This is a genomic window from Lysobacter sp. (assembly GCA_013141175.1).
Classification (GTDB): Bacteria; Pseudomonadota; Gammaproteobacteria; order Xanthomonadales; family Xanthomonadaceae; genus Lysobacter_I.
The window spans coordinates 635887-652446 of sequence record JABFRN010000001.1 but is presented as its reverse complement, the minus strand read 5'-3'; the positions used below and the strand labels follow the sequence as shown (position 1 = coordinate 652446).

Sequence of the window (16560 nt, the reverse complement as noted above, 5' to 3'; positions counted from 1 at the left end):
CGCGGCGCGACGCTTGTCGAAGCAGTTGTTCAGCCCGCTGGTGCGTAGTCGTAGCGCACGAGCCGGGTGATCCGCCATTCGCCGTCGCGCTGCCGCCAGATCGCCATGAACCGCATGCGCTGGCCGCGACAGGGCTGCGAGTCGACCGCGCAGAACGACTGCGTGCCGATCTGGATGGCGCCGTAGTCGGGCAGGGAGTAGATCCGCTGATCGGATGCCGGCGCTTCGCGGCGGTACTTGCCGCAGAACGTACGGCGCAGGGTGTCGGTGTGCGTGGACAACTGGCGCGCGACGCCGCGATCGGCGAAGTACAGTTCGGCATTGTCCGCGAACAGGGCCTTCAGCGGATGGATTCGACAGTGGTTGTAGGCATCGCTGATGCGGGCGTCGAGGGCGAGGATCTCGCGACGGACAGCGGAAGAGGCCGCGCCATCCGCGATGTCGTCCGCTTGGGCCATGGACGAAAGCATCGACATGCTCGATGCCGCCAACCATGCCGCAGCCATGGCGAGGCGCGGCAAACGGGCTGTCGAAAGCGCACAGGATGAAAGCACACTGGAAGAGAATCGGGTGATGCGCATTGCGATCTCCGGTCGTTTTTCGGGTACAGGGCGCCTGGCCGCGTCGATGGCGGCCTTGCGATGCGAAGGGCAGGGCCGGCGTCGAGACGCCGGTCGGATGCGGCTTATCCGCCGTGGTTGGTCAGCCGGAAATAGATCAACTGACCCGCGCCGGTCAGGATCGCGAGCAGAGCGATGCTGCCCGGCGTCGGCCGGGTCCAGCCGAAGGCCTGCAGCAGCGCGAAGCCCAGGCCGATCGCGATCAGGAAGATGCCCCATCGCAGCGAGGAAAACCGCCGCTGTCTGGCATCGTGGCGCAGCAGTTCCGCGAGCAGCGTCTCCGAAAGCCCTTCCTTCATCATGCGATAGCGGGTCACGGCATCCAGCAGCGCCTTGAAGGCGAAGGTGATGCAGAAGAACAGGGCGAGCGGGATGATGATCTGTTTGGTGAAGATCGGGTCCATGACGAGGCTCTTGGAAGGATGGGAATCATGGCGATAGATACGCGCTGGAGGCTGCCGGTTGCACTTGAATCGCATGCAACCATTACCCGGCTCGACGTATCCAACAGACAGATGACCGACGACGATCCGCTTATTCCGGACCAGCCTGCTTCTGACCAGCCCATGTCGGACCGCGCGCTGGTGGATGCCGTCCTGGCCGGCACCCGGGGCGCATTCGAGCGACTGGTCCGCGAACATCAGACCGTGTGCTGGCACATTGTGCTCAAACTCGTGCGTCATCCTGAAGACGCCCGCGATCTGTGCCAGGACGTGTTCCTGCGCGTGCATCGTTGCCTGCATCAATACCGCTACGACAGTTCGCTGAAGACCTGGATCGGCCGTATCGCCTATACCTGTGCATTGCGACACCTCGAACGCCGGCGCATGGCGCTGGAGCGGGAACTGGCGGGCGACGATGGTGCGGACGCGATCGACGCGATCGACAGCGGTGAAGATGTGCACGCGCAGGCATCGCAAGCGCAGATCGACGCGATCGTGCAGATGCAGATGCGCAGGTTGCCGCCGATCCAGGGCCTGCTGCTGACGCTCTATCATCTCGACGAATTGACGATTCCCGAGATCACCGCCATGACCGGCTTGCCGTCCGGCACCGTCAAAAGCCATCTGGCGCGTGCCCGCGCCCGGCTTCGCGATGCTCTGGCCATCACTTTGGGAGAACGACCATGACGCACGGACCGGACGCACACGAAACGCAGGACGCGACAGAAGCGCTGTGGTGTCGTCAGGAGCGACTGCTGTCGGCGCTGCGGTCCGGCGCGACCGACGATTCTGGCGACGGGCGCTATCGCGATGTATTCGCTGCGCTCGACCGGGAGCCACTGCCGGCGTTGCCCGATGGTTTCGCCGTGCGCGTCGCGACCGATGCACAGCGGCTCGCCGACGCGCGTGCGCAGGTGTCGCGCTTCAAGACATTGCTGGCGAGCCTGCTGAGCCTGTTGTATCTGCCCGCGATGCTCGCAGCAACGATGTTGTATTGGTCGCGATGGCCGGTAGCGTCGATCCGCGCGCCGTTCGGCGACGATGCGCTCTCGCTGTGGCTGATTGCGATCGCCGTGTTGGGCCTGTCGGTGATTGCCGTGGACGCATTGACGCGCAAAGCATCGGCCGGCGCATCCGGCTGATACGGACGGTCAGTTCGCTCCGCGTTCGACCAGCACTCTTGCGTAGCTCCTGTCCTCGATCAGGATGTGCTCGGAAAGCCAGCGCTTGAGATAGTCGAGCAGTTCGACGCCCACATTCTGCTCGCCTTTGGCGTGGCGCCGTTCGCAATCCTCGATCATCCGCACGAAGACATGATGCGCGTCGCTGTGGTCGTCGGCGTCCTCGTACCTGTAGACCTTGAACATCGCTTCTTCATAGGCGAAGTGCACCCGCGTGTAGTTGCGCAGGCGCTCGAGCGTTTTCTGCAGGGATGGACCGCCGCGCCCCTTGTCGACGGCGTCGCTCAGCTCGTTGATGTAGCCGATCAGCATGCGGTGCTGGCGGTCCACCGTTTCCAACCCGACAGACAGGCTTGGCGACCACTCGAAAAATGCCATGCATCCCCCTTCTTGCGACGAGCAATGGATCAGTGTCTGTCCCGGGGATGGCCGATGCCTTGACCGGAATCAATTCGGGTGGAACGCGGCGATCGTGCGACAATGCCGCGGACGGAGTCGGCCAGGCAGTCGCGTCATCGCATTCTCCGGAATGCCGATGCCGAGGAAAGTCCGGGCTCCACAGGGCACGGTGCCAGGTAACCCCTGGGCGGCGCGAGCCGACGGAAAGTGCAACAGAAAGATACCGCCAGCGGTTCTTCGGGGCGCTTGTAGGACGAAAGTCCGACAAAGTGTTCCAACTCGTCGAAAGGCGAGGGGAATGCGGGCAAGGGTGAAATGGTGCGGTAAGAGCGCACCGCGAGTCCGGCAACGGACCGGCACGGCAAACCCCACCGGGAGCAAGACCAAATAGGGAGGCAATGCCGCGGCCCGCGGTGTCTCCGGGTAGGTTGCTTGAGCGTATCGGCGACGATGCGCCTAGAGGAATGACTGTCCACGACAAAACCCGGCTTATCGGCCGGCTCCGTCACATTTCTTCTGGGCTGTGTCCAGAAGAATCGCATGCTGCGCAAACCATCGGCCCCGCTGCGCTGATGCCAGCGGGGCGCGCCCCATCTTTCTAATCCAGCCGTGCCGCGTATTCCGGTTCCAACGCGGTATGCGTGCGCCAGAAGCGTCGCGGTTCGCGTTGCGCGAGCACGTCTTCGAGGATGCCGAGGTGGGTGTGCCAGCCGGCACCGACGCTGGACATGACCTGCATGCAGAGGCGGCGGTGGGTGAGCGTCAGCAGGACCTGGTCGCCGCTGGCGCGCAGTGCGATGTCGACTTCCGAGGCGTCTTCGTCCGCAGTCGAGGGGTCGCCATGCCAACTGAAGACCAGCCGGTGCGGCGGCTCGCAGATGCGGATGCGGCCGAAGACGCGACCATCGTTCTCCTGTTCGCGATAGCGCTCCGGCGCGCGGTCGTCGTCCCGCGAGAGCTCCGCATTGCGGAATTGCAGGGCGACATCCGCGCCGACCACGCTGCCCATCGGTCCGCCGGCGAGCCAGCGCCTGCGCTTTTCCGGGTCGACCAGATGGTCCCATACCCGTTCGATCGGGCCGGGCAACAGGCGTTCGAAGCGCACGCTGTCGTTGCTGATCACCACGCCGTGGGCATCGTTCGCGAGTGCCTTGTCCAGCGTCTCCAGCATCCGATTCCAGCCCTGTTCGGTGCGTGTGGCGTACTCCGCCCATTGTTGCGACATGGAATGGGTCAGCACCAGGGTGCAACCGTCGGCGTTGTCGACGATGACGATCTCGACAAGGCTGCTGTCGTCGCCATGGTCGTCGGCCGCCCACGCGCCCCAGGTGAAGGCGAGGCGGTGGGGGCGTTCGATCGCAACGTAACGACCACCGTGTTCGATCTCGGTACCGGCGCGTTCGGCCCGAAACGAGAACCTGCCGTCGACGCGCGGGTCCAATTGCAAATGCACGATACGTTCGTCGCGTACCGCAGGGCCGAACATCCAGCGCGACAGCATGGTCGCGTTCAACCAGGCATCGAAGACACGATCCGCGGATACGGAAAAACATCGTCTGGCATGGATCTGCAGCTCGGAGGATGAGGTGCTGTTCATGAAGTGGGCTCCTGTTCGGGGTCGGCGAGAAGTGCGGTGTCTTCGCTGCGCAGCAGTGCGTCGAGAGCATCGAGGCTGGTGCGCCAGAACTGGGCGTACTGGCGCAGCCAGACGTCCGCGTCGGCGAGCGGCGCAGCGTCCAGCGCGCACAGATGAGTGCGGCCCCGGACGGTCCGCTTTACGAGCCCGGCGCGTTCAAGGGTCTTGATGTGCTTGGACGCCGCGGCAAGGCTGATCCGGTGCGGAGCGGCCAGCTCGCCGACGCTGCGCTCGTGGACGCCGAGGTCGGTGAGCATCGCTCGGCGGGTAGGGTCAGCCAGTGCCTGGAACACCAGATCGAGGGGGGCACGGGTGGGGGTTGGCGGCTGAAGTTCAATCATGTGGTTGAATATTGCTGCTCTTTCCTTGATTGTCAACCATTCGGTTGAATGATGATGACCCTGAAGTCTCCCGAACGCTGGAAAAGGGCGCGCGGTAGACCGTTCAGGCAAGTTCAATGACGGCCAAAATCTCAAAATTTGAGACGAAACATGGGCTTGTGGATAAACCTTGAACCAGTCTCTGAACATTGCCGCAAGTCATTGACGCGCTTGGTGAAATTGGTCTCATAAAGTTGTTGACAACCCTGTGTACGACTCCTAATGTGGCGGCTCGTGGGAAAACCGGGCAAATAGTGGTTTTTCCGAGTTGACCAAGCCCGCTTGAGACGGGCGCGACCAGGCAGAAACCGTGTTCCAAGGTGAGACCGCCATCACGATCGACGACAAGGGCCGACTGGCGATTCCGACCAGCTATCGGGACCTGATCGCGCGTGCGTCCGAAGGCCGGCTGGTCATCACCTACAACCCGTTCGAGGCCGGCTCGCTCTACCTCTACCCGCAGTCGGTCTGGGAGCGGGTGCGGGATCAGGTCAACGCCCTGCCGCGCACCAAGAGCGTCAGCCGCAATCTCCAGCTCAAGCTGGTCGGCGCGGCGACCTTCGTCGAGCCCGACGGCAGCGGTCGCATCGGAATTCCCTCGAGCCACCGCAGCGCGGTGGGTATCGAAAAGCGCGCCGTGCTGTTGGGCATGGGCGACAAGTTCGAGCTGTGGAGCGAGCAGGCGCACCACGCGCAGATCCGCACGACGCTGAGCGACGCGGATCTGGGCGAGGCGATGCTCGATCTGCAACTGTGACCGCGGGTGGCGCGGGCGCGGTGCCCGCCCACCTTCCGGCGCTGGATTCGCCTGTGCTGCATTTGCCGGTGATGTACGCGCAGGTCCTGGACGGTCTGCGGATTCTGGAGGATGGAACCTATCTGGACGGCACGTTCGGGCGCGGCGGTCATGCGCGCGGTGTGCTGCAACGTTTGGGTGCTGGAGGTCGATTGCTGCTGATGGACAAGGATCCCGAAGCGATCCGCGTCGCCGAACACGCGTTCGGTGCGGACGCGCGCGTCGCGATCCATCGCGGCAGCTTCATCGATCTTGCCGGTTGGGGGCCCGCGCAGCAGGGTCTCGACGGTGTGCTGTTCGATCTGGGCGTGTCGTCGCCGCAGCTGGATGTCGCCGAGCGCGGTTTCAGCTTCGGCAAGGACGGTCCGCTCGACATGCGCATGGATCCCGACAGCGGCGAGAGCGCGGCGCAATGGCTGGCGCGCGCCGACGAGCGCGAAATCGCCGATGTGCTGTGGACCTACGGCGAAGAAAAACAGAGCCGCCGCATCGCCCGCACCATCGTCGCCCGTCGCGGCGACACGCCGCTGGCGCGGACCGCGCAGTTGGCCGATCTCATTGCCTCGGTTGTTCCGCGCGGGGCGCAGAAGATCCATCCTGCGACCCGCAGCTTCCAGGCGATCCGCATCTACATCAACCGCGAGCTCGAAGATCTCGAGCAGGGCCTCGATGCCGCGCTCGCCGCGCTCAAGCCCGGCGGCAGGCTCGTGGTGATCAGCTTCCATTCGCTGGAAGACCGCATCGTCAAGCGCTTCATCCTCAAACACGCCAAGGCGCCGCCGGCCAATCGCCGCATGCCGGTGGAGATCGCATTCACGCCGACCCTGCGGATCATCGGCGACATGCAGAAGGCGACCGACGCCGAGCTCGCGGTGAATCCGCGCGCACGCAGCGCGGTGCTGCGGGTGGCCGAAAAACTCGCCGGCGAAGAGCCGCATTCGCAAGCCGCTGGCGCGCACGCCTCCCGTGAAGCTCGGGGTGCGGCATGAGCCTGCGCGTGATCGTCGTCGTGCTGATCCTGGCCAATCTGATCTCGGCGATCGGCGTGGTGCATGCGCGCTACCGCCATCGCCAGCTGTTCGTCGAACTGTCGCGGCTGGAGAAGGGGCGCGACGAGCTCAATATCGAATTCAGCCGGCTGCAACTGGAACAGGCGACCTGGGCCGAAAGCAATCGCGTCGACCAGATCGCGCGCACCCGCCTCGGCATGAAGACGCCCGAGCCGGCCGATATCGTGGTGGTGCGCCCATGAGCGCCTGGTTCGACACCCTCCGCGAACGGTTGCGTCGACGCAGCGAGCGCCGCGGCCCGGCATCGCGCGGACGCGCCCAATTCAACCTGCGCGGTCGCCTGATGCTGGTGACCGGCGCGCTGGGCGTATGCGCGCTCGCGCTGGTCGCGCGCGCGTCGTACCTGCAGCTCGTGCGCAACGATTTCTACCAGAAGCAGGGCGACGAGCGCTTCCTGCGCGAAGTGGCGATCCCGACCTCGCGCGGCATGATCACCGATCGCAACGGCGAACCGTTGGCGGTGTCGACGCCGGTCGAATCGATCTCGGCGAATCCCAAGGCATTGCTGGATGCGCCGGAGCGGTTGCCGGAACTGGCGGTCGCACTGGGCACGGATGTCGATACGCTGACCCGCAAGCTGACCCAGCGCGCGGGCAAGGAATTCGTCTATCTCAAGCGCCGGATCAATCCGGCCGAGGCGCGTCGCGTCCTCGCGCTGGAGATTCCCGGCGTGTCCTCGCAGCGCGAATACCGTCGCTTCTACCCGCAGGGCGAAGCGATCGCGCACGTGCTCGGCTTCACCGATATCGACGACCGCGGCCAGGAAGGCCTGGAGCTCGCGTTCGAGGACATGCTGCGGGGCACGCCGGGCATGAAGCGTGTCATTCGCGATCGTCGCGGCCGGATCGTCGAGGAAGTGGATCTGGTCCGCCCGGCCGAACCGGGCAAGAACATCACCCTCACGATCGATCGTCGCATCCAGTTCCTCGCCTATCGCGAACTCAAGCGCGCGATGCTCGATACCGGCGCCACCAGCGGCTCGGCCGTGGTGCTGGATGTCGCCAGCGGCGAGGTGCTGGCGATGACGAACCTGCCGTCGTTCAATCCGAATGCCGTCAGCCTGGGCAATCGCGACGCGCACCGCAATCGCGCGGTGACCGATGTGATCGAACCGGGTTCGACGATGAAACCACTCACCGTGGCCGCGGCGATGGAAGCGGGCAAGATCACGCCGACGACGATCTTCAACACCAATCCCGGCTGGATTCCCAACGGCAAGTACCGCACCACCGATACCCACAACTACGGCGTGCTCGACACCACCGGGGTGATCCGCAAGAGCTCGAACGTGGGCGCGGCGAAGATCGCGCACATGCTGCCGAACAAGGATTTCCACGCATTCCTGGTGCGCCTTGGCTATGGCCGCAGCACCGGCAGCGGATTTCCGGGCGAAAGCCCCGGCAGTCTGCAGAAGCCCGAGCGCTGGAGCGGCACCACCAAGCAGACCATGTCCTACGGCTACGGACTGAGCGCGACGCCGCTGCAGATCGCGCACGCATACGCGACGCTGGGCAACGGCGGTCGTGCGATCGTGCCGACCTTCATCAAGGGCGAAACCGGGGAAGTCACGCAGGTGCTCGACGAACGCATCGCGCGGGACGTGCTGCGGATGATGCAGACCGTGACCGAACCGGGCGGCACCGCGACCCAGGCCGCGATCCTCGGCTATCACGTCGCCGGCAAGACCGGCACCGCGCGGATCATCATCAATGGCGTCTACTCGCGCCGCTACAACGCCTTTTTCGCGGGACTGGTGCCGGTCGACAACCCGCGCTTCGCGATGGCGATCGTGCTCAAGGACCCGGATCCCAGCACCGGTTATACCGGCGGCCTGGTGTCCGCGCCGGTGTTCAAGAACGTCATGGAAGGCGCGCTGCGCCTGATGGATGTGCCGCCGGACGACATCGAGACCTGGCTGGCGGCGCAGGCTGCCGCCGACGCGAAACGGACGCGTCAGGCGGGCGTCGCGCCACCGGCAACAGCGGTAGCCCGATCCATGCCCGCCGCACTGGTCGAAGCGATCGATGCGCTTCCCGCAGCGGGAGGCGCGCGATGAGCCGTCGCATGCGCCTCGCCGAACTGTTGCCGGATATCGCTGGCATTCCCGCCGGTCTGGACATCACCGGCCTTGTCCAGGACAGTCGTGCGATCGAGCCCGGCAATGCGTTCGTGGCGATTGCGGGTTTCGGTGCGCACGGCTTGAAATTCGCCGCGCAGGCGAAGCAGGCGGGCGCGGCGGCGATCCTGTTCGAGCCACCGCTGCCCGCGGAGTTCGACATCGCTGCGGATGCGGCGGTGCCGATGATCGCCGTGCCCGGTCTGCGTGCGCGTCTCGGTGCGATGGCGGATGCGTTCCATGGCGCACCGTCGAGGACGATGACCACGGTCGGCGTGACCGGCACCAACGGCAAGACTTCGACCGTGCAGTTGTTGGCGCAGGCGTGGACGCTGCGTGGCCGCCGCGCCGGCAGCATCGGCACCCTGGGTGCGGGTCTGTACGGCGATGTCGTGCCGACCGGTTTCACCACGCCATTGGTGCTGCAGCTGCATGCGCTGCTCGCGCAATTGCGCGATGCCGGCGCCGATGCGGTCGCGATGGAAGTCAGCTCGCACGCGCTCGATCAGGGCCGCGTCGAGGGCGTGCATTTCAAGGTCGGCATGTTCACCAATCTGACCCGCGACCACCTCGACTACCACGGCACGATGGATGCCTACGGTGCAGCGAAGGCCGGATTGTTCGCGTGGCCGGGTCTGGATTCCGCCGTGCTGAATCTCGACGATGCCTTCGGCCGTGAACTGCATGCCGGTATCCTGGCCCCGGTGCGCGTCATCGGCGTCAGTTCGCGCGATGCCGTGGATGCGGATTTGCGCGCCGACAGCATCGTGCTCGATCTCGCCGGGCTGTCATTCGAGCTGAAGATCGAAGGCGAATCGCACCCGGTGCGCTCGCCGCTGCTCGGTCGTTTCAACGTCGACAACCTGTTGGCGGTGGCCGGTGCGCTGTGCGCGCTGGGAGAAACGCCGGCGCGGATCGCGGACACGCTGTCGATGCTGCAGCCGGTCAATGGCCGCATGAACCGTCTCGGCGGCGACGGCCGCTTGCCGTTGGTCGTGATCGACTACGCGCACACGCCCGATGCGCTGGAGCAGGCGCTGTCCAGCCTGCGTGCGCATGCGGCCGGTCGCCTGGTCTGCGTGTTCGGCTGCGGCGGCGACCGCGATCGCGGCAAACGTCCGCAGATGGCCGCCATCGCCGAAGCCAATGCCGATGCGGTGATCGTGACCGACGACAATCCGCGTACCGAACACGGCGACGCCATCGTCGCCGACATCGTCGCCGGGTTCGCACGCCCTGGCGCGATCAGGATTGAACGCGACCGCGCCGCCGCCATCGCGCAGGCGATCGGCGCGGCCGGCGCGAACGACATCGTGCTGATCGCCGGCAAGGGGCATGAGCCGTATCAGGAGATCGACGGCGTGCAGTATCCGTTCGACGACACCGGAATCGCCCGTGCGGCGCTGGAGGCGCGCGCATGATGCCGATGACGCTCGCGCGGATCGCCCAGGCCGTGAACGGTCGCCTGGTCGGCGAGGATTCGACGGTGGACATGCTCGTCACCGATACCCGCAAGCTCGATGCGGACATGCCCGCATCGGCGCTGTTCGTCGCGATCAAGGGCGAAAACTTCGACGGCAACGATTACGTCGCGCAATCGGCGTCGCTCGGCGCGCGAGCAGCGCTGGTTTCCCGCCGGGTCGACGTGTCCATGCCGCAGATCGTGGTCGCCGATACCGAGCGCGCGCTGGCCGATCTCGCCGGTACGGTACAGCGCGCGCGCCGCACGAAAGTCGTCGCGATCACCGGCAGCAACGGCAAGACCAGCGTGAAGACACTGGCCCTGGCGATCTTCGAGCGCGCGGGCATCACCTACGCCACGCCGGGCAATCGCAACAACGAGATCGGCATGCCGCTCGCGGTGCTCGACGCGCCGGAAGATGCCGAGTTCGCGATCTACGAAATGGGCACGGGCAAGCCGGGCGACATCGCGTATCTCACCCGTATCGCCTCGCCCGATTTCGCCCTGGTCAACAACGTGGCGCCGGCGCATCTGGAACGCATGGGCAGCCTGCTGGAGATCGCGAATACGAAAGCGGCGGTCTACGACGATCTGTCGGCGGCCGGTGTCGCCGCGATCAATGCCGATGATGCCTTCGCCCCTTACTTTGCCGAACGCGCGCACGGCCACCGCCTGATCCGTTTCGGCCTTGAAGCGACCGCCGATGTGACTGCGCGTGCGATCGCGCTCGACGCCGAAGGCTCGCGCTTCATGCTGGTCACGCCGGAAGGCGAGGCGGAGATCGCACTGGCGATGCCGGGCCGCCACAACGTGTCGAATGCGCTGGCGGCGGCTGCGCTGGCGCTCGGTGCGGGAGTCGCATTGCCGGTCATCGCTGCGGGTTTGAACGCCGCGCAACCGGTCGCGGGCCGCTTGAACACGCATCGCCTTGCGACTGGCGTGACCTTGATCGACGACAGCTACAACGCCAATCCCGGGTCGTTGAAAGCGGCGATCGATACGTTGGCGTCGAGCGGCGGCGAGCGCTGGCTGGTGCTGGGCGACATGCGCGAACTCGGCGAGGACGCCGCGTCGCTGCACGCCGAGATCGGGCGCCGTGCCAAAGCATCTGGCATCGCCCGGTTCTATGCGCTGGGCGCGCTCAGCGCGGCAGCGGCGGAGGCGTTCGGCGCGGGTGCGCGGACGTTCGACAGTCATGCGGCCATCGCGGAAGCACTACGCGCCGATATCGATGCTTTTGTGGAAAGCGCCCCGGCGATGGAGGCGATGCGGAAAGAGATCGCGGCCGAAGCCGCTCCTGCAGCCGCTCCCGTACTGCGGATATTGATCAAAGGCTCGCGCGGAAGCGCGATGGACCGAATCGTGAAGGACCTGCTCGCAAAGGACTTGCCCAAGAACGCAATGCACGCGGACATCGCGGGCGGGAGAGAGTCGCATGTTGCTTGAACTGACGCGCTGGCTGGAACAACTGCAGAGTCTGTTCGGTCTGTTCGGCTATCTGACGTTTCGCGGCATTCTCGCGGCGCTGACCTCGCTCGCATTGTCCTTGTGGTGGGGCCCGGCGATCATCGCGCGGCTCGCCCAGCTCAAGGGCGGCCAGCCGATCCGCAAGGACGGCCCGCAATCGCATTTCTCCAAGGCCGGCACGCCGACGATGGGCGGCGCGTTGATCCTGCTGACGGTGATCGCATCGGTGATGCTCTGGGGCGACCTGCGCAACCGCTACGTGTGGCTGGTGTTGGCGGTGATGGTCGCGTACGGCTGCATCGGCTGGTGGGACGACTGGATCAAGATCGTCAAGCGCGATCCCAACGGCATGCGCTCGCGCACCAAGTACGCGCTGCAGTCGGTGTTCGGCCTCGCCGCCGGCCTGTTCCTGTATTTCACTGCGGATGCGCCAGCGGCGACCACGCTCTACATTCCGTTCTTCAAGGAAGTCGCACTGCCGCTGGTCGGAATCGGCGGCACGATCTTCTTCGTCTTCATCGCGTACTTCTGGATCGTGGGTTTCTCGAACGCGGTGAATCTCACCGACGGCCTCGACGGGCTCGCGATCATGCCGACGGTGCTGGTCGCCTGCGCGCTGGGCGTGTTCGCCTACGCCTCGGGCAACGCGGTGTTCTCCGGTTATCTGCAGATTCCACCGGTGCCCGGTGCGGGCGAGCTGGTGATCATCTGCGCCGCGATCGCCGGCGCGGGCCTCGGCTTCCTGTGGTTCAACACGTATCCGGCGATGGTGTTCATGGGCGACATCGGCGCGCTCGCGCTCGGCGCCGTGCTGGGCTGCATCGCGGTGATCGTGCGCCAGGAACTGGTGCTGGTGCTGATGGGCGGCATCTTCGTGATCGAGACGCTGTCGGTGATGATCCAGGTCGCGTCGTTCAAGCTCACCGGAAAACGCGTGTTCCGGATGGCGCCGATCCACCATCACTTCGAATTGAAGGGCTGGCCGGAGCCGCGCGTGATCGTGCGTTTCTGGATCATCTCGGTGATCCTCGTGCTGGTCGGTCTCGCGACGTTGAAGGTCCGCTGATGGCGACCTGGCTTTCCCTTCCGCGCTTCGGCCTTGGCCAACAGGCCACGCGTCTCGACGCGTTGCCCGGCCGCTACGACCCGTGGCTGCTCGGCGCGTCGATCGCATTGGCCTGCCTCGGCGTGGTCATGGTCGCGTCCAGCTCGATCGCGATCGGCGAGGGTCTCGATGTCGGCCCGTACTATTTCCTCATCAAGCATCTGATGTTCCTGGTGTTCGGGGTCGGCGTGGCCGGCGTTCTGATGCGTACCGAACTCAAGAGCATCGAACAGCAGGATCGCCTGATGCTGGTGTTGTGCTTCGTATTGCTGATCCTCGTGTTCGTCCCCGGCATCGGCAAGACCGTCAATGGCGCCCGGCGCTGGTTGAACTTCGGGATCATGGGGTTCCAGGCGGTGGAAGCCGTGAAGCTCATGTATATCGTGTGGCTCGCCAGTTATCTGGTGCGGTTCCGCGACGAAGTCAACGCGACCTGGGGCGCGATGCTCAAGCCGCTGGGCGTGGCGGTGGCGTTGGTCGGCTTGTTGATCCTGCAACCGGATTTCGGTTCGCTGTCGCTGATCCTGTCGATCACGGCCGGCATGCTCATCCTCGGTGGCGTGCACATGCCGCGGATGTTCGGCCCGGTGCTGGTCGGTTTGCCGGTGCTGGCGATCATCGCGATCGCCGAGCCCTACCGCGTCAGTCGCCTGACCTCGTTCCTGGATCCGTGGAAGGACCCCTTCAACACCGGCTATCAGCTGACCAATGCGTTGATGGCGGTCGGTCGCGGCGAATGGTTCGGCGTCGGTCTCGGTGGTTCGGTGCAGAAGCTGGCGTATCTGCCGGAAGCGCATACCGACTTCATCCTGGCGGTGATCGCCGAGGAGTTGGGCTTCGCGGGCGTCTGCATGGTGATCGCGCTGTACGGCCTGCTCGTCGGCCGCGCATTCTGGATCGGACTGAAATGCGTCGAAATGCGCCGCCATTTCGCGGGTTATTGCGCCTTCGGCATCGCGCTGTGGGTGGCGTTGCAGAGCTTCGTTTCGATCGGTGTGAATCTCGGGATGCTGCCGACCAAGGGATTGACGCTGCCGTTGATTTCCTACGGCGGTTCCAGCGTGCTCGGCACCTGCGCAGCGCTGGGCCTGCTGCTGCGGATTTCCTACGAACTCGATCGCGCCGAACGTCAGGTCGCGCGCCTGCGTGGCGAAGCGGCGCAGGTGTCGGCGCAGACCTATGCCGGTGCGCCGCCATCGACCGCGCAGCCGGTGGTCGCCGCGAACGGGTCCGCGTTGGGCAACACCGTGCGCGGCACCAGCCGCCTGCGCGACCGTATCGAACCGACGTTCGGGAGGAACGCATGAGCGCTGCGGCTTCCGGCACCGTCGTGTCCGCGACCCCGGCGCCGGTGATGATCTTCGCCGGCGGTACCGGAGGACATATTTTCCCGGGCCTCGCGGTCGCCGCCGCGCTGCGCGCGCGCAATGTGCCGGTGGTGTGGCTGGGCGCGGATGGCGGCATGGAAACGAAGCTCGTGCCGCAGCATGGCGTCGTCATCGAAACCATCGCGATCTCCGGCCTGCGCGGCAAGGGGATCGGCACGCTGCTGCGCGCACCGCTGCGCGTGTTGTCCGCGATCCGCGCCGCCGCCAACGTGCTGCACAGGCATCGTCCGCGCGCGGTGGTGAGCTTCGGCGGCTTCGCGGCCGGCCCCGGCGGCATCGCCTCGGCGATCGCGGGCGTGCCGCTGCTGGTGCACGAACAGAATCGCGCGCCGGGGATGACCAATCGCGTGCTGGCGATGTTCGCGCGCCGCGTGCTGACCGGGTTCCCGGACAGTTTTCCCGGCAAGGAAACCGTGGTCGGCAATCCGGTGCGCGATGCGATTTCCGCGATCGCGCCGCCCGCGCAGCGCTTCGCCGCAGCGTCGTCGCGACTGCGCGTGCTGGTGCTCGGCGGCAGCCAGGGCGCGCGCGCGCTCAACGTCGCGCTGCCGAAAGCGCTTTCGCAATTGCAGGGTATCGATTGCGATGTGCGCCACCAGTGCGGTGAGAAAATGCGCGAAGACGCCGAGCGTGCTTATGCCGATGCGAACGTCGCGGCATCGATCGAGCCGTTCATCGCCGACATGGCTGCGGCCTATGCCTGGGCCGATATCGTCGTCTGCCGTGCCGGTGCGCTGACCCTCGCCGAAGTCTGCGCCGCAGGCGTTTCCAGCGTGCTGGTGCCGCTGCCGACGGCGGTCGACGACCATCAGACCAAGAACGGCCTGTATCTCGTGGAGCGCGGTGCGGCGGCGCTGTTGAAACAGGACGACACGCTGGCTGATCGCCTGGCGACGACCCTGCGCGCGCTGGCCGGCGACGCCGCGAAGCGTTTGTCGATGGCCGAGGCCGCGCGTTCGCTCGCCAAACCCGACGCGGCCGACCGTGTCGCCGAGATCGTGCTCGAAGTCGCCGCTCAGCATGCGGCGCGTCATCAGGAGACCCGCGCATGATCCGTCGCCTGCTCGATACCCAGGATCTGTCGAAAGCCTTTCCGCGCGTGCATTTCGTCGGCATCGGCGGCGCCGGCATGAGCGGCATCGCCGAAGTGCTGTGCACCCTCGGTTACCAGGTTTCCGGTTCCGACAATGCCGACAGTGTGGCCACCCGCCGTCTCGCATCGCTCGGTGCCACCGTCTGTCGCGGTCACGCTGCCGCCAACGTGCTCGGCACGGACTGCGTGGTCGTGTCCAGCGCCATCAAACGCGACAATCCCGAGTGGATGGAAGCGCGCGCGCAACGCATTCCGGTCGTGCCGCGCGCGGAAATGCTGGCCGAATTGATGCGCTTCCGCCGCGGCATCGCCATCGCCGGGACCCACGGCAAAACCACCACCACATCATTGACCGCAAGCGTGCTCGGCGAGGGCGGTCTCGATCCGACCTTCGTGATCGGCGGTCAGTTGCTCGCGGCAGGCGCGAATGCACGCCTCGGCAGCGGCGATTGGCTGGTGGCCGAGGCCGATGAGAGCGACGGCAGTTTCCTGCGCCTGAACCCGCAGATCGCGGTCGTCACCAACATCGATGCCGATCACCTCGAGAACTACGGCGGCGATTTCGCGCGCGTGCAGGCGGCGTTCTCGGAATTCCTGCACCGCCTGCCGTTCTACGGTCTTGCGGTGCTCTGCATCGATGACGCCGAAGTCGCGGCGCTCGCGGCCGACATGCCGCGCCATGTCATCACCTATGGTTTCGCCGCGCATGCCGATGTGCGCGCAGAAGACGTCGAACAGGCCGGACCGGCGATGCGCTTCACGCTGTGCCTGCCCGACGGTTCGCGCACGCCGACCACGCTGGCGTTGCCGGGCCGTCACAACGTCCAGAACGCGCTCGCCGCCGCGACCATCGGTTGGCAGCTCGGCGTTTCGCCCGAAGCGATCGCGCGGGCGCTGGAACAGTTCGCGGGCATCGGTCGTCGCTTCAATCTGCTTGCCGAGCTCACCACCGCGCAAGGCGCGAAAGTGCAGCTGGTCGACGACTACGGCCATCATCCGAAAGAACTCGAAGCAGTGTTCCAGGCCGCTCGCGGCGGCTGGCCGGATCGCCGGCTCGTGGTCGCATTCCAGCCGCATCGCTACAGCCGCACCCGCGACCTGTTCGACGATTTCGCCGCGGTGCTGTCGAACGTCGATGCGCTGGTGCTGACCGAAGTCTATCCGGCCGGCGAGGCGCCGATCGCCGGGGCCGATGCCAAATCGCTGGCGCGCAGTATCCGCGCGCGTGGCCGCATCGATCCGGTCGTGGTGGGTAGCGCCGCCGATCTCGCCAGCGTGCTGCCCGACGTGCTTCAGGACGGCGATCTGCTGTTGATGATGGGCGCAGGCGATATCGGTGCTGCCGTACAGCAGATCTCCTCGAATGGATTCGCGAACAAACATTCAGAGGATTCAAAATCGTGA

The 16560-nt window shown here is 65.8% G+C and carries 17 protein-coding genes and 1 other RNA gene; 13 read left to right on the top strand and 5 right to left on the bottom strand.

What is annotated here, in order from left to right:
• Nucleotides 1-29: 29 nt before the first annotated feature.
• Together HOP03_03020 and HOP03_03015 are read right to left on the bottom strand one after the other, a co-directional pair.
• Nucleotides 30-470, bottom strand: coding sequence for a nuclear transport factor 2 family protein (locus HOP03_03020; GenBank protein ID NOT87134.1), 441 nt, complete (start codon nucleotides 468-470; stop codon nucleotides 30-32).
• Between the two features lie 215 nt (nucleotides 471-685).
• Complete coding sequence (locus HOP03_03015; GenBank protein NOT87133.1) at nucleotides 686-1024, bottom strand: hypothetical protein; 339 nt, start codon at nucleotides 1022-1024, stop codon at nucleotides 686-688.
• A gap of 162 nt (nucleotides 1025-1186) precedes the next feature.
• On the opposite strand from HOP03_03015, the gene HOP03_03010 reads away from it, so the two are divergent.
• Nucleotides 1187-1750 (top strand): sigma-70 family RNA polymerase sigma factor, encoded by a 564-nt coding sequence (locus HOP03_03010; protein NOT87132.1) that lies wholly within the window; start codon nucleotides 1187-1189, stop codon nucleotides 1748-1750.
• Complete coding sequence (locus HOP03_03005; GenBank protein NOT87131.1) at nucleotides 1747-2205, top strand: hypothetical protein; 459 nt, start codon at nucleotides 1747-1749, stop codon at nucleotides 2203-2205. Before HOP03_03010 ends, HOP03_03005 begins: the two co-directional genes overlap by 4 nt.
• Nucleotides 2206-2214: 9 nt before the next feature.
• Here the strand turns inward: HOP03_03005 and HOP03_03000 are convergent, their stop codons facing one another.
• The gene (locus HOP03_03000) at nucleotides 2215-2622 is read right to left on the bottom strand and encodes a hemerythrin family protein (GenBank protein ID NOT87130.1); all 408 of its coding nucleotides are present in this window, start codon (nucleotides 2620-2622) and stop codon (nucleotides 2215-2217) included.
• A 113-nt stretch (nucleotides 2623-2735) separates the two neighbouring features.
• On the opposite strand from HOP03_03000, the gene rnpB reads away from it, so the two are divergent.
• An RNA gene (gene rnpB, locus HOP03_02995) (RNase P RNA component class A) lies at nucleotides 2736-3151 on the top strand.
• 90 nt (nucleotides 3152-3241) lie between these two features.
• Here rnpB and HOP03_02990 read toward each other — a convergent pair.
• Entirely contained in the window at nucleotides 3242-4240 is a 999-nt protein-coding gene (locus HOP03_02990; protein ID NOT87129.1) for a hypothetical protein, read from the bottom strand.
• Nucleotides 4237-4620, bottom strand: a complete 384-nt coding sequence (locus tag HOP03_02985; protein ID NOT87128.1) for a winged helix-turn-helix transcriptional regulator — start codon at nucleotides 4618-4620, stop codon at nucleotides 4237-4239. Before HOP03_02985 ends, HOP03_02990 begins: the two co-directional genes overlap by 4 nt.
• Nucleotides 4621-4969: 349 nt before the next feature.
• Here HOP03_02985 and mraZ point away from each other — a divergent pair, with 349 nt between their 5' ends.
• From mraZ to HOP03_02935, 10 genes are all read left to right on the top strand, one after another.
• Complete coding sequence (mraZ, locus tag HOP03_02980; protein ID NOT87127.1) at nucleotides 4970-5416, top strand: division/cell wall cluster transcriptional repressor MraZ; 447 nt, start codon at nucleotides 4970-4972, stop codon at nucleotides 5414-5416.
• 71 nt (nucleotides 5417-5487) lie between these two features.
• Complete coding sequence (gene rsmH / locus HOP03_02975) at nucleotides 5488-6444, top strand: 16S rRNA (cytosine(1402)-N(4))-methyltransferase RsmH (GenBank protein ID NOT87126.1); 957 nt, start codon at nucleotides 5488-5490, stop codon at nucleotides 6442-6444.
• Nucleotides 6441-6707: a cell division protein FtsL gene (ftsL, locus tag HOP03_02970; protein NOT87125.1), complete on the top strand. Its 267-nt coding sequence runs from the start codon at nucleotides 6441-6443 to the stop codon at nucleotides 6705-6707. Before rsmH ends, ftsL begins: the two co-directional genes overlap by 4 nt.
• On the top strand, nucleotides 6704-8581 hold the full coding sequence (locus HOP03_02965) for a penicillin-binding protein 2 (GenBank protein ID NOT87124.1): 1878 nt from the start codon (nucleotides 6704-6706) through the stop codon (nucleotides 8579-8581). Before ftsL ends, HOP03_02965 begins: the two co-directional genes overlap by 4 nt.
• On the top strand, nucleotides 8578-10062 hold the full coding sequence (locus HOP03_02960) for a UDP-N-acetylmuramoyl-L-alanyl-D-glutamate--2,6-diaminopimelate ligase (protein NOT87123.1): 1485 nt from the start codon (nucleotides 8578-8580) through the stop codon (nucleotides 10060-10062). Before HOP03_02965 ends, HOP03_02960 begins: the two co-directional genes overlap by 4 nt.
• On the top strand, nucleotides 10059-11549 hold the full coding sequence (locus HOP03_02955) for a UDP-N-acetylmuramoyl-tripeptide--D-alanyl-D-alanine ligase (protein ID NOT87122.1): 1491 nt from the start codon (nucleotides 10059-10061) through the stop codon (nucleotides 11547-11549). Before HOP03_02960 ends, HOP03_02955 begins: the two co-directional genes overlap by 4 nt.
• The gene (locus HOP03_02950; GenBank protein NOT87121.1) at nucleotides 11539-12636 is read left to right on the top strand and encodes a phospho-N-acetylmuramoyl-pentapeptide-transferase; all 1098 of its coding nucleotides are present in this window, start codon (nucleotides 11539-11541) and stop codon (nucleotides 12634-12636) included. The genes HOP03_02955 and HOP03_02950 overlap by 11 nt, the downstream gene beginning before the upstream one ends.
• Entirely contained in the window at nucleotides 12636-13982 is a 1347-nt protein-coding gene (gene ftsW / locus HOP03_02945) for a putative lipid II flippase FtsW (protein ID NOT87120.1), read from the top strand. Before HOP03_02950 ends, ftsW begins: the two co-directional genes overlap by 1 nt.
• A complete protein-coding gene (murG, locus tag HOP03_02940; protein ID NOT87119.1) occupies nucleotides 13979-15115 on the top strand; it encodes an undecaprenyldiphospho-muramoylpentapeptide beta-N-acetylglucosaminyltransferase in 1137 nt (378 codons plus the stop codon). The genes ftsW and murG overlap by 4 nt, the downstream gene beginning before the upstream one ends.
• Nucleotides 15112-16560 carry a UDP-N-acetylmuramate--L-alanine ligase gene (locus tag HOP03_02935; GenBank protein ID NOT87118.1) on the top strand — a complete coding sequence of 483 codons (1449 nt, stop codon included), beginning with the start codon at nucleotides 15112-15114 and terminating at the stop codon, nucleotides 16558-16560. Before murG ends, HOP03_02935 begins: the two co-directional genes overlap by 4 nt.

What these genes read in the sequence shown, in the direction of transcription:
- HOP03_02985 (NOT87128.1), bottom strand. Translation starts at nt 4,620, where the DNA reads ATGATTGAACTTCAGCCGCCAACCCCCACCCGTGCCCCCCTCGATCTG.
- ftsW (NOT87120.1), top strand. Translation starts at nt 12,636, where the DNA reads ATGGCGACCTGGCTTTCCCTTCCGCGCTTCGGCCTTGGCCAACAGGCC.
- HOP03_03015 (NOT87133.1), bottom strand. Translation starts at nt 1,024, where the DNA reads ATGGACCCGATCTTCACCAAACAGATCATCATCCCGCTCGCCCTGTTC.
- HOP03_02950 (NOT87121.1), top strand. Translation starts at nt 11,539, where the DNA reads ATGTTGCTTGAACTGACGCGCTGGCTGGAACAACTGCAGAGTCTGTTC.
- HOP03_02990 (NOT87129.1), bottom strand. Translation starts at nt 4,240, where the DNA reads ATGAACAGCACCTCATCCTCCGAGCTGCAGATCCATGCCAGACGATGT.
- HOP03_02955 (NOT87122.1), top strand. Translation starts at nt 10,059, where the DNA reads ATGATGCCGATGACGCTCGCGCGGATCGCCCAGGCCGTGAACGGTCGC.
- HOP03_02935 (NOT87118.1), top strand. Translation starts at nt 15,112, where the DNA reads ATGATCCGTCGCCTGCTCGATACCCAGGATCTGTCGAAAGCCTTTCCG.
- HOP03_02960 (NOT87123.1), top strand. Translation starts at nt 8,578, where the DNA reads ATGAGCCGTCGCATGCGCCTCGCCGAACTGTTGCCGGATATCGCTGGC.
- murG (NOT87119.1), top strand. Translation starts at nt 13,979, where the DNA reads ATGAGCGCTGCGGCTTCCGGCACCGTCGTGTCCGCGACCCCGGCGCCG.
- ftsL (NOT87125.1), top strand. Translation starts at nt 6,441, where the DNA reads ATGAGCCTGCGCGTGATCGTCGTCGTGCTGATCCTGGCCAATCTGATC.
- HOP03_03020 (NOT87134.1), bottom strand. Translation starts at nt 470, where the DNA reads ATGCTTTCGTCCATGGCCCAAGCGGACGACATCGCGGATGGCGCGGCC.
- HOP03_02965 (NOT87124.1), top strand. Translation starts at nt 6,704, where the DNA reads ATGAGCGCCTGGTTCGACACCCTCCGCGAACGGTTGCGTCGACGCAGC.
- HOP03_03010 (NOT87132.1), top strand. Translation starts at nt 1,187, where the DNA reads ATGTCGGACCGCGCGCTGGTGGATGCCGTCCTGGCCGGCACCCGGGGC.
- HOP03_03000 (NOT87130.1), bottom strand. Translation starts at nt 2,622, where the DNA reads ATGGCATTTTTCGAGTGGTCGCCAAGCCTGTCTGTCGGGTTGGAAACG.
- HOP03_03005 (NOT87131.1), top strand. Translation starts at nt 1,747, where the DNA reads ATGACGCACGGACCGGACGCACACGAAACGCAGGACGCGACAGAAGCG.
- rsmH (NOT87126.1), top strand. Translation starts at nt 5,488, where the DNA reads ATGTACGCGCAGGTCCTGGACGGTCTGCGGATTCTGGAGGATGGAACC.